Source organism: Plesiomonas sp. (assembly GCF_051652165.1).
GTDB lineage: Bacteria > Pseudomonadota > Gammaproteobacteria > Enterobacterales > CAMTGL01 > Plesiomonas.
The window spans coordinates 62,967-74,454 of sequence record NZ_JBOFTR010000016.1 but is presented as its reverse complement, the minus strand read 5'-3'; the positions used below and the strand labels follow the sequence as shown (position 1 = coordinate 74,454).

The 11,488-nt window shown below is 44.2% G+C and carries 9 protein-coding genes; all 9 read left to right on the top strand.

Annotation, left to right across the window (positions count from 1 at the left end; all coding sequences use genetic code 11):
• The first annotated feature begins 55 nt into the window (after positions 1–55).
• The 9 genes from ACRC53_RS09960 to tig all read left to right on the top strand — a co-directional run bounded on the left by ACRC53_RS09960 (position 56) and on the right by tig (position 11,453).
• Positions 56–391, top strand: a complete 336-nt coding sequence (locus tag ACRC53_RS09960) for a YbaB/EbfC family nucleoid-associated protein (protein WP_438643279.1) — start codon at positions 56–58, stop codon at positions 389–391.
• Positions 392–528: 137 nt separating this feature from the next.
• Positions 529–1,137 carry a recombination mediator RecR gene (gene recR / locus ACRC53_RS09955; RefSeq protein ID WP_438643278.1) on the top strand — a complete coding sequence of 203 codons (609 nt, stop codon included), beginning with the start codon at positions 529–531 and terminating at the stop codon, positions 1,135–1,137.
• A gap of 163 nt (positions 1,138–1,300) precedes the next feature.
• Positions 1,301–3,214 carry a molecular chaperone HtpG gene (htpG, locus tag ACRC53_RS09950; protein WP_438643277.1) on the top strand — a complete coding sequence of 638 codons (1,914 nt, stop codon included), beginning with the start codon at positions 1,301–1,303 and terminating at the stop codon, positions 3,212–3,214.
• Between the two features lie 280 nt (positions 3,215–3,494).
• Positions 3,495–4,139 (top strand): adenylate kinase, encoded by a 645-nt coding sequence (gene adk / locus ACRC53_RS09945; protein ID WP_438643276.1) that lies wholly within the window; start codon positions 3,495–3,497, stop codon positions 4,137–4,139.
• 168 nt (positions 4,140–4,307) lie between these two features.
• On the top strand, positions 4,308–5,285 hold the full coding sequence (gene hemH / locus ACRC53_RS09940) for a ferrochelatase (protein ID WP_438643275.1): 978 nt from the start codon (positions 4,308–4,310) through the stop codon (positions 5,283–5,285).
• Positions 5,286–5,380: 95 nt separating this feature from the next.
• Positions 5,381–6,691 carry an inosine/guanosine kinase gene (locus ACRC53_RS09935; RefSeq protein WP_438643274.1) on the top strand — a complete coding sequence of 437 codons (1,311 nt, stop codon included), beginning with the start codon at positions 5,381–5,383 and terminating at the stop codon, positions 6,689–6,691.
• A 220-nt stretch (positions 6,692–6,911) separates the two neighbouring features.
• Positions 6,912–8,102: a dicarboxylate/amino acid:cation symporter gene (locus ACRC53_RS09930; protein WP_438643273.1), complete on the top strand. Its 1,191-nt coding sequence runs from the start codon at positions 6,912–6,914 to the stop codon at positions 8,100–8,102.
• A 547-nt stretch (positions 8,103–8,649) separates the two neighbouring features.
• A complete protein-coding gene (locus tag ACRC53_RS09925) occupies positions 8,650–9,684 on the top strand; it encodes a L,D-transpeptidase family protein (protein WP_438643272.1) in 1,035 nt (344 codons plus the stop codon).
• Positions 9,685–10,148: 464 nt separating this feature from the next.
• Positions 10,149–11,453 (top strand): trigger factor, encoded by a 1,305-nt coding sequence (gene tig / locus ACRC53_RS09920; protein ID WP_438643271.1) that lies wholly within the window; start codon positions 10,149–10,151, stop codon positions 11,451–11,453.
• The last annotated feature ends 35 nt before the right edge of the window (positions 11,454–11,488 follow it).

The window sequence follows — 11,488 nt, the reverse complement described above, 5'->3', positions numbered from 1 at the left end:
ATCAAATAGTCTGTATGCCGATATCGGCTCAACCTAAAAGAAAAGAGAGTGCACTATGTTTGGTGGTGGAAAAGGTGGTCTTGGTAACCTGATGAAGCAAGCCCAGCAAATGCAAGATCGTATGCAGAAAATGCAAGAAGAGATCGCGCAACTGGAAGTTACCGGTGAGTCAGGGGCAGGTTTAGTTAAAGTGACCATCAATGGTGCGCACAACTGTCGTCGTATCGACATTGATAGCAGCCTAATGGAAGATGATAAAGAGATGCTGGAAGATTTAATCGCTGCAGCATTTAATGATGCAGCTCGCCGTATTGAAGAGACTCAGAAAGAGAGAATGGCACAAGTGGCTGGCGGTATGCAGTTACCGCCAGGTTTTAAAATGCCATTCTAAACATGTTTTGCCTGTTAACGTATTTTAGTCAGTGTGATGTGAATGCTGACTATTTACGATAATTGTTACGGTAAGCACAGGTAACACAGTTAACCTCAACGCCCTGATCACAGGGCGTTGCTAATATAGGTTTATACATGGCAAATTCGAGCCCTCTTTTAGATGCCTTAATGGATGCACTGCGTTGTTTACCCGGTGTCGGGCCAAAATCAGCACAACGTATGGCATTTCAGTTGCTACAACGGGATCGCAGCGGTGGTATGCGCCTATCACAAGCCTTATCACGTGCGATGTCAGAGATAGGGCATTGCCATGACTGCCGCACGTTTACCGAAGAGGATGTGTGTGCTATTTGCAGTAACCCTCGGCGGCATAAAAGTGGCCAGATTTGCGTCGTTGAAAGCCCTGCCGATATCCACGCTATTGAGCAGACTGGGCAATACTCAGGCCGCTATTTTGTACTGATGGGGCATTTGTCGCCGTTAGACGGTATCGGGCCGGATGATATTGGGCTTGATCGGTTAGAAGAGCGTTTGCGTACTGAAACAATCAATGAAGTGATTTTAGCCACTAACCCAACCGTAGAAGGTGATGCCACCGCAAACTTCATTGCCGAAATTTGTGCTATGCACAATGTCATGGCGAGCCGAATTGCTCATGGTGTACCGGTAGGCGGAGAGTTAGAAATGGTTGATGGTACAACGCTTTCTCACTCATTAGCCGGTCGTCACCCCTTCAAATATTAAACGTTGCGATTGTAGCTAAATGCCATAAATATGCACAGGTTGGGCAAAATTTCATCAGGGAAGCTAAAAGCTTCCTTTTTTTGCACTTGAAAACAGTTTGTGTGCCCCCATCTATTTGAATATCACCTTTATTTTGCTATCTGTTGATACGAGGATTTGCACAATGACCCAAAATACAACTCAGGATTCTTCCCTTAAAGCACAGGAAACCCGTGGTTTTCAGTCTGAAGTTAAGCAACTGCTGCAGTTGATGATCCACTCACTGTATTCTAATAAAGAAATTTTCTTACGTGAGCTGATCTCAAACGCCTCTGATGCGGCGGATAAACTGCGTTTTCGTGCGCTATCACAGCCTGATCTGTATGAAGGCAACGGTGAGCTATGTGTTCGCCTTTCAGTAGATAAAGAGGCAGGCACGATTACCATCAGTGATAACGGTATTGGTATGACCCGTACCGATGTGATTGATCACTTAGGCACTATTGCAAAATCAGGCACTAAAGCATTTTTAGAGTCAATCGGCTCTGATCAGGCGAAAGATAGCCAACTTATCGGCCAGTTTGGTGTGGGTTTCTACTCTGCATTTATTGTGGCAGATAAAGTAACCGTACGTACGCGTGCTGCAGGTGTGAGCGCGGATCAGGGCGTGTTCTGGGAATCTGCCGGTGAAGGTGATTATACCGTTGCCGATATTACCAAAGCTGATCGTGGTACTGAAATCACGCTGCATTTACGTGCTGATGAGCATGAGTTTTTAGATGACTGGCGTTTGCGCTCTATCATCGGTAAATACTCTGATCATATCAGCCTGCCGGTTGAAATTCAGACCCGTGAGCAGAATGAAGATGGCAGCGAAGGCGATCTGAAGTGGGAAAAAATCAATAAAGCACAAGCCTTGTGGACTCGCAACAAAGCTGACGTATCTGACGAAGAGTATAACGAATTTTACAAGCATATCTCACACGACTTCTCTGACCCAATGAGCTGGAGCCACAACCGTGTTGAAGGCAAGCAGGAGTACACCAGCTTGCTGTATATCCCTGCACATGCGCCTTGGGATATGTGGAATCGTGATCACAAGCACGGTCTGAAACTCTATGTACAGCGCGTATTTATTATGGATGATGCCGAGCAGTTTATGCCGACATACCTGCGCTTTGTTCGTGGCCTGATTGACTCTAATGATCTGCCGTTGAACGTTTCACGTGAAATTCTGCAAGATACCCGCATCACCCAAAGCTTACGCAGTGCTTGTACTAAGCGCGTGTTGCAGATGCTGGAGAAACTGGCAAAAACCGATGCAGAGAAGTACCAGACTTTCTGGAACGAGTTTGGTCTGGTGATGAAAGAGGGCCCAGCAGAAGACAGCGCGAACAAAGAGACTATCGCCAAACTGCTGCGTTTTGCTTCTACCCAAAATGATAACGATGTTCAAAATGTGGCGCTGGCCGATTATGTCAGCCGCATGAAAGAGGGTCAGGAGAAGATCTACTTTATCACGGCCGACAGTTATGCCGCCGCGAAAAACAGCCCACATCTTGAGTTGTTCAACAAAAAGGGCATCGAAGTTCTGCTGTTATCCGAGCGCATTGACGAGTGGATGATGAGCTACTTAACTGAGTTTGACGGCAAACAGTTCCAATCTGTGACAAAAGCGGATCTGGATCTGGGCGCGCTGGCAGATAAAGAAGAGGAAGAGAAGCAGAAGGAAGCTGATGCTGAGTTCACCTCTTTTGTCGAGCGTGTTAAAGGTTATCTGGGCGAGCGCGTGAAAGATGTGCGACTGACCCACCGTTTAACCGGTACACCGGCACTGGTGACAACCGAGTCAGATGAAATGACGACTCAAATGGCTAAATTGTTTGCTTCTGCAGGCCAGAAAGCCCCTGAAATCAAGTATGTGTTCGAGCTAAACCCTGAACATATGCTGGTGAAAAAAGTGGCTGATACCAGTGATGAGCTGCAATTTAATGAGTGGGTTGAGTTGCTGTTGGAACAAGCTATGCTGGCAGAGCGTGGTAATTTGGAAGATCCAAGTGCTTTTATCCGCCGCATGAACCAACTGTTAACAGCATAATGCACTAAGCAGCATCAAGCCGTATCCGTGGTATAAAAGCATAACAGAGACCTGATATGTATCAAATTTAGCCACCGTATTAACGCCGCTTGTCTTTGTACAGGCGGCGTTTTATTTTGTATTTATTGCGTAAATATCCAACATTATTTGGTCTTTATTAGAGTAAGGGCTGTGATGACAGAGGCGGTTCTTGAGTTTGGCGCTCAGTCAGTGTTATGGTTTAATCCTAAAAAATTATATCTTTCATTATTATAGTGAATTTTAAAAAGAGGAATCATCTATGCGTATTATTCTGCTCGGTGCTCCGGGTGCAGGTAAAGGCACTCAAGCGCAGTTCATCATGGAGAAATACGGAATCCCGCAAATTTCAACGGGTGATATGCTGCGTGCTGCAGTAAAAGCTGGAACCGAGCTGGGTTTACAAGCGAAAGCAATCATGGATGCTGGCCAATTAGTGACTGATGCGCTGATTATCTCTTTGGTTAAAGAGCGTGTAGCACAAGAAGATTGCCGTAACGGTTTCTTGCTTGATGGTTTTCCCCGCACTATTCCACAAGCGGATGCAATGAAAGAGGCCGGTATTGCGGTTGATTTCGTACTGGAATTTGATGTGCCTGATCAAGTTATTGTTGATCGCATGAGTGGCCGTCGTGTACACCCAGCATCAGGCCGTGTTTACCACGTTGTATACAATCCGCCAAAAGTGGAAGGTAAAGATGATGTGAGCGGTGAAGATCTGATTATTCGTGTGGATGACGAAGCTGAAACCGTACGTAAGCGTTTAGCCATCTATCATGACCAAACTGAACCTCTGGTGGCTTACTACAATAAAGAAGCTGATGCTGGTCAGACCCGTTACTTCAAATTAGACGGTACACGTAACGTTGATACCATCAGCCAAGAGTTAACTACTATTTTAGGTTAATGTTCACTGTACAATACAAAGATAAAAAAGGTGGCTAGGCCACCTTTTTTATCTTGTGAAGATGACTCAGTTTGTATGGCATAACAGGGCGCTTACCCACATTGGGTAATTTATTATTGTACGGTAAGAGAGATATAACCTCTATTTTTAGCATAAGGAGAGTGATTAATGGCTCAGAAACAGTATGGTGTGTTGTTAGTTAATTTAGGCACTCCTGATGCGCCAACGCCTTCTGCCGTCAAACGCTACTTGGGTGAGTTTTTGCATGATAAGCGTGTTGTTGATCTAAACCGTTGGCTCTGGTGTCCGCTATTGCATGGGGTAATATTGCCAATTCGAGTGCCACGAGTGGCAAAGTTGTATCAATCGGTGTGGCGTGATGACGGTTCACCTTTGCTGGCATTTTCTCGCCAACAGCAGCAAGCGTTGTACTCTCAGTTACAGCAACAAGGGCATGATATTCCGGTTGAACTGGCAATGACCTACGGCAACCCTTCATTGTCGCAAGCACTTGATCAGTTGCAATCAAAAGGGGTCACGAACCTTGTGGTATTGCCACTGTTTCCACAATATTCGAGCTCTACCACTGCCGCAGTGTGGGATGGTTTGACAAAAGCACTAAAAAGTCACCGCACTATACCGGCCATCCGTTTTATTCATGATTACCATGATCATCCGCTCTACATTGCGGCATTGGTAAAAAGTATTCGCCAACATCTACCAGAATTACCGGATAAACTGATCTTTTCGTATCACGGTATTCCACAACGGTATGTGGATGAGGGCGATCAGTATGCAACCCAATGTCAGATTACTACTGAGCGAGTGGCACAAGCATTAGGGTTGACAGAAGAACAATATTTGCACACTTATCAATCACGGTTTGGACGTGAAGTCTGGTTGCAACCCTATACCGATCATACGCTTAAAGCACTGCCTAAACAGGGCATTAAGACACTCGGTGTTGTGTGTCCGGCATTTTCTGTTGATTGCCTAGAAACACTTGAAGAGATTAATGAACAAAATAGAGAGGTGTTTTTGCAAGCAGGGGGACAAGAATTTACGTATGTTTCAGCCCTGAATGCAGATCCAGAACACATTGTTTTGTTAAGGGCGCTAGTGCTCGATGAAATAAGAAGTTGGTAGCAGATTAGTGCATTAGGATTAATTCTGTTTACACTATTTTGTGATAGAATCCATGATATACGCTGATTGTCCATCGCCTTTTCTGGATTTGAACGATGAAATTTCCTGGCCAACGTAAATCAAAACACTATTTTCCTGTCAGTGCACGTGATCCTTTACTGATTAATCAAATGCGTGCAGCAGAGAGTGAAGTCAGTACCGCATATGTGGTTGGTATTGATCAAACACTAGTGGATATTGAAGCTCGTGTTGATGAAGACTTTTTATCGCGTTATGGCCTAAGTAAAGGGCACTCTTCAGTTATTGAAGATACTGTTGCAGAAGCACTCTATTGTGAATTAAAAGACCGTAATCTAATTACACACGAGTTTGCAGGTGGAACAATTGGTAATACTTTGCACAATTACTCCGTATTGGCTGATGATAAGTCGATTATGTTAGGTGTGATGTGTAGCCGTATTGAAATTGGTGGTTATGCTTACCGTTATTTGTGTAATACCTCTAGTCGGTTGGATCTAGATTATCTGCAACCGGTAGATGGCCCTATTGGGCGTTGTTTTGCACTGATTTCTGAAAACGGTGAGCGCACATTTGCTATCAGCCCAGGTTGTATGGATCAACTGCGTCCTGATAGTATCCCAGAGGATGTTGTAGCCGGCGCTTCAGCTCTAGTGCTAACCTCATACTTATTGCGCTGTAAACCCGGTGAGCCGATGTCAGAAGCGACTTTGCGTGCTATTGAATATGCAAAAAAACATCATGTGCCTGTGGTGTTGACACTGGGAACGAAGATTTTAATTGAAGAAAACCCGCAATGGTGGCGTGATTTCCTCAAAGAAAATATTTCGATGGTTGCGATGAACGAAGAGGAAGCGGCAGCATTAACGGGCATTGAAGACCCGTTAGCGGCTTCAGATAAAGCATTAGATTGGGTTGATTTGGTACTTTGTACTGCTGGGCCAGTAGGTCTGTATATGGCAGGTTATACAGATGAGAGTACACTACGTCAGACACAACACCCATTGCTGCCAGGGGTTATTCCTGAATTTAATCTGCATGAGTTTAGCCGCCCAATGCATCGTGCAGCTTGTGTAACACCAAAGCGTATTTACTCGCACATTAGCCCGTATATGGGTGGGCCTGAAAAAATCATGAACACTAACGGTGCTGGAGATGGTGCACTGTCAGCCATTTTGCACGATATGGCAGCTAACCACTATCACCGCAGCAATGTGCCGAACTCTAGCAAACATGCTTGTACATTTATGACATACTCTTCACTTGCGCAGGTCTGTAAGTACGCTAATCGCGTCAGTTATCAGGTATTAAATCAGCACTCTCCGCGTTTAACGCGCGGCCTACCAGAGCGTGAGGACAGCCTAGAAGAGTCTTATTGGGAACGATAACCTTTTTTGATACAGAATGTCCATTAAGCCGACAGGGAACTGCCGGCTTTTTTTACGAGCTAAAATATAGAGCTGAAACGTTACCACTCGTTGATATGCCATATTTTTTATGACTAAGGCGATATTTTTAGCTATTTAAAGCGGATTATCTGATATTTGCATGTTAAATATGCCGCCGTAATCAAGATGCCCCCCAATGATGTAATTAAGAGAGGGAACGATGAAATTAATTTTGCGCCTGCTGGCAGGCATTGCTTTTGGTGTTTTATGTGGTCTTTTTGCACCAGACATTTTAATTCGAGTACTGATCACTGCTAAAGTACTGATTAGTCAAATGATTGGCTTCACCATACCATTACTAATTCTATTTTTTGTCACTAGTGGCATTGCCAGCTTGCCAAAAAACTCAGGCAAACTATTGGGTAAAACGGTTGGGCTTGCTTATGCCTCTACAGTCGGTGCAGGTTTTCTTGCTTATCTGGCTTCAGTAGAAGTCATGCCTACGCTATTAAGCCATGCTGGGCAACTGGCCGAATCGGTACGCAAATTAGAGCCGCTGATGACATTGCAAATTCCACCGGTCATGGGCGTGATGAGTGCATTGGTATTGGCTTTTGTTTTTGGTCTGGGCATTGTTGCTACTGGCAGTGCTGAGATGAAAAAGTTGAGCGATCAAGGTCGTGATATTATCGAACTGCTGCTGAGCAAATTTATGATCCCCGCACTGCCATTCTATATTGCCGGCGTATTTGCGGATATGACCGTACAGGGAACAGTGTTTGCTACCCTGAAAACCTTCAGTCTGGTCTTGGTGCTGGTGGTTGTGTTGCACTGGTTATGGCTGACATTCCAGTTTATTACTACTGCTGCAATCGTGAAGCGTTCACCGTTAACCCTACTTAAAACCATGATGCCGGCATACTTTACTGCACTGGGCACCATGTCATCTGCAGCAACACTACCAGTTACACTGCGTCAGGCCCAAGTGTGTGGTGCAAGTAAAAGTATCTCTAACTTTGTTGTACCACTGTGTGCCAATATTCACATGGCAGGATCTGCAATCAGTATTGTAACAGTTGCATGTGCAGTTATGTTAATGAATGGCCATGCTCAAATTCCAAGCTTTACTGAAATGCTACCATTTATCATGATGTTAGGTATTACTATGGTGGCCGCACCCGGTGCACCTGGTGGCGCAGTCATGGCAGCTCTAGGGTTGCTTGGCACTATGTTAGGCTTTAGTGAGGCGATGTTAGGGCTACAAATTGCGTTACATTTAGCACAAGATGGCTTTGGTACTGCATGTAATGTGACAGGTGATGGTGCATTAGCCATGTGTGTTGACAAAATTGCAGAGAATACGGGTATTATCACAGAAGAAACACCTATTACAGCAGATAAAACAGTGTAATGTTGTTATCGGGATAGGTCTGTTTTATGTGTGAAGAGTCAGTGATGACTAAAAAATCAACATAAAAAAGCGCAATAAGCGGTACAACCGTTTAATGTAATCACATTAAAATTATAACAATGAGCCTTATAAATAAGAGAAGAGTAGGCTGATAAAGAGGGCTGATATATTTATTAGCCCTCTTTTTATTGGTTTGCTTATCTGAACCACGCTCTCATAGACCTCTGAAATCACACTATCTGAAAAGAAACCGACATTTTGCAGAGTACCTCTCCTTCGTTTTTTTAATGTTTTACGAAGTGTATTGCAAAAATAGGGTATTCATCTCACAGTAAGGGTTTTTTATATAAAAAAGTTTATTGTTAGCTGAATACATTATTTAATATAGTGCTTGAAGTGACCATATTCGGTACACAATGTGTTTTTTTAGTCATTTTGTTCTGGCAGTTATATTACTGTCATTGTCTATTTCGTACTAGCATTCTTAAATTACCGCATCACTATGATCGGAATAAAAGAATGAATCTATGCTCTTTTGGGGTCATTAATGAAAGCTGTTCGTCTACTTGCTGGCTTGCTAGTGTCTGCGCTGGCAATGGCTGCCGTGCCACGTGCATTGGCTGCATCCTATCCACTCCCTCCTGTGGGTAGCCGTTTAATCGGCACTGAAGAGATTTATACTGTTCCAGGGAGTGGCGAGTCATTAGAGACTATTGCCGCACGTTATCAGGTTGGTTTAATAGCCATGCTAGAAGCGAACCCAACAGTCGATCCGTTCCTACCACAAACAGGTATGGTATTGCGCATACCAACAACAATGTTACTACCAGATACACCACGTGAAGGTATCGTACTTAATCTGGCCGAGCTACGGTTATATTACTATCCCAAAGGCAGTAATGTAGTAGAAGTCTATCCTATCGGCATTGGTCGTGTTGGCCGTTCAACCCCAACGATGGTGACTACAATCATCTCTAAACGCGCGAATCCAACCTGGACACCGACTGCAAATACCCGTAAAGAGTATGAAGCGCAAGGTATTACACTGCCTGCCGTTGTACCGGCAGGGCCTGAAAACCCAATGGGGCTCTTTGCATTGCGTTTAGCAAAAGGAAATGGTGAATATCTCATTCATGGTACTAACGCAAACTTTGGTATTGGCATGCGTGTAAGTGCGGGATGTATCCGTTTACGCCCTGACGATATTGAAGCGTTGTTTGATAAAGTCCCTGTAGGTACACGCGTACAAATTGTTAACGAGCCGATTAAAGTATCGATAGAGCCTGATGGTAAGCATTACATGGAAGTGCATCAACCTTTGTCACAAAACGACAATGACGAGCCACAAACTATGGTAATTCCATTGACCACGGCAGTGCAGAGTTTTATCACTAATCCACAAACAGACAGTGTAGTAGCAGAAAAAGAGATTGCACGTCGTTCCGGTTTGCCGCTAGATGTCACTGCTCTGAGTGAACAACAAGAGCAACCGCAACAAGAGCAACCGCAACAAGAGCAACCGCAACAAGAGCAACCGCAACAAGAGCAACCGCAACAAGAGCAACCGCAACAAGAGCAATAACAACCTGATGAAATGATCAGAGCACTGGGTCATTGATGGTTATGATCAACAATGATTCACTATGGTCATATCGTCTGATACAAGAATAAAAGCTGCTATGGTGAATATACCGAGCAGCTTTTGTTTTTTATCATTCACCAATAGCATAAGCATTTTGTAGTGATTGGCTTAATAATTATACAATTTCTTATGCAAACAAATTAGCCTATGCTTCTGTATACGCTTTAACCCGCTAATGTTGTCGGAAAATTGAGCGCAAACACACCTTGAACCGTCTGTTAACTCGACTCACCCTAATACCATCGCTATAATGCCTCGTCTACTTTTCCATACTGTACTCGGGACATTCCGATAACAGAAATATATCGGTTGTGTTCGGTAACTGATAGAGCGTGCTACTTTTGTGTTTTACGAAAGTAGACCGTAAGTCATACCGAGCACTGAGGATTTTTTTGAGGTAAAAGATGCACGTTTCTGTTGAGACAACTCAAGGCCTTGAGCGCCGCATGACCATCACCGTAGCGGCTGATGTTATTGAAACTGCTGTTCGTAACGAACTGCAACGTATGGCTAAAAATGTACGTGTAGATGGTTTCCGTAAAGGTAAAGTGCCAATGAGCTTAGTGACTAAGCGTTATGGCCAGTCTGTACGTCAAGATGTTGTCGGTGAAGTTATGCAACGTAACTTCATTGACGCTATTATTAAAGAAAAAATTAATCCAGCAGGTGCTCCTACCTTCATGCCAAATCAAATGGTAGAAGGTCAAGATTTCTCTTTTGCTGTAACATTTGAAGTCTATCCAGAAATCACCCTAAAGGGTCTGGAGACAATTGCAGTAGAAAAACCTGTTGTTGACGTTACTGATGCTGATGTAGCTAACATGATTGACGTGCTGCGTAAGCAACAAGCAACATGGAAAGCGACTGATCGTGCAGCAGAAGCTGAAGATCGTGTGACTGTTGACTTCACTGGCTCTGTAGATGGTGAAGTGTTCGAGGGCGGTAAGGCAACTGATTTTGCACTGGCGATGGGCCAAGGCCGTATGATCCCTGGTTTTGAAGAGGGTATCGTAGGCCACAAAGCAGGTGAAGAGTTCACCATCGATGTGACTTTCCCAGCAGAATATCACGCAGAAAACCTGAAGGGTAAAGCGGCTCAGTTTGCTATCGTATTAAAGCAAGTTGAAGAGCGTGAACTGCCAGAGCTGACTGTTGAATTTGTACAGCGTTTTGGTGTGGCTGATGGTTCAATTGATGGCCTGAAAGCTGAAATTCGCAAAAACATGACCCGTGAACTGAGCACTGCAGTGAAAAACCGCGTGAAAACTCAAGTACTTGATGGTCTATTAGCGGCAAATGAGTTTGATATTCCAACTCCGCTGATTGACGGCGAAATTGACGTACTGCGTCAGCAAGCAGCACAGCGTTTTGGCGCACAAGGTAATAAAGCGTTTGAACTGCCACGTGAGTTGTTCGAAGAACAAGCACGTCGTCGAGTACAAATTGGTCTGCTGCTAGGTGAAGTAATCAAAACTAGCGAAATGAAAGCAGATGATGTACGTGTTAATGCACTGATTGAAGAGATGGCATCTGCATACGAAGATCCTTCTGAAGTTGTTGCATATTACGCGAAAAATGAAGAACTGATGAACAACATGCGTAATGTTGCTCTAGAAGAACAAGCAATCGATGCGGTTTTGGCAAAAGCAAACGTCACTGAAAAAGCAGCGACCTTTGATGAGCTGATGAACCAAGCACCGGCAGCCTAAGTGCTATGAGCCGACCTAAGTATTTGACTTAATTC

Bases quoted from the DNA above. Each gene is read 5' to 3' on its own strand.
- ACRC53_RS09960 (WP_438643279.1), top strand. From the start codon at position 56: ATGTTTGGTGGTGGAAAAGGTGGTCTTGGTAACCTGATGAAGCAAGCC.
- recR (WP_438643278.1), top strand. From the start codon at position 529: ATGGCAAATTCGAGCCCTCTTTTAGATGCCTTAATGGATGCACTGCGT.
- htpG (WP_438643277.1), top strand. From the start codon at position 1,301: ATGACCCAAAATACAACTCAGGATTCTTCCCTTAAAGCACAGGAAACC.
- adk (WP_438643276.1), top strand. From the start codon at position 3,495: ATGCGTATTATTCTGCTCGGTGCTCCGGGTGCAGGTAAAGGCACTCAA.
- hemH (WP_438643275.1), top strand. From the start codon at position 4,308: ATGGCTCAGAAACAGTATGGTGTGTTGTTAGTTAATTTAGGCACTCCT.
- ACRC53_RS09935 (WP_438643274.1), top strand. From the start codon at position 5,381: ATGAAATTTCCTGGCCAACGTAAATCAAAACACTATTTTCCTGTCAGT.
- ACRC53_RS09930 (WP_438643273.1), top strand. From the start codon at position 6,912: ATGAAATTAATTTTGCGCCTGCTGGCAGGCATTGCTTTTGGTGTTTTA.
- ACRC53_RS09925 (WP_438643272.1), top strand. From the start codon at position 8,650: ATGAAAGCTGTTCGTCTACTTGCTGGCTTGCTAGTGTCTGCGCTGGCA.
- tig (WP_438643271.1), top strand. From the start codon at position 10,149: ATGCACGTTTCTGTTGAGACAACTCAAGGCCTTGAGCGCCGCATGACC.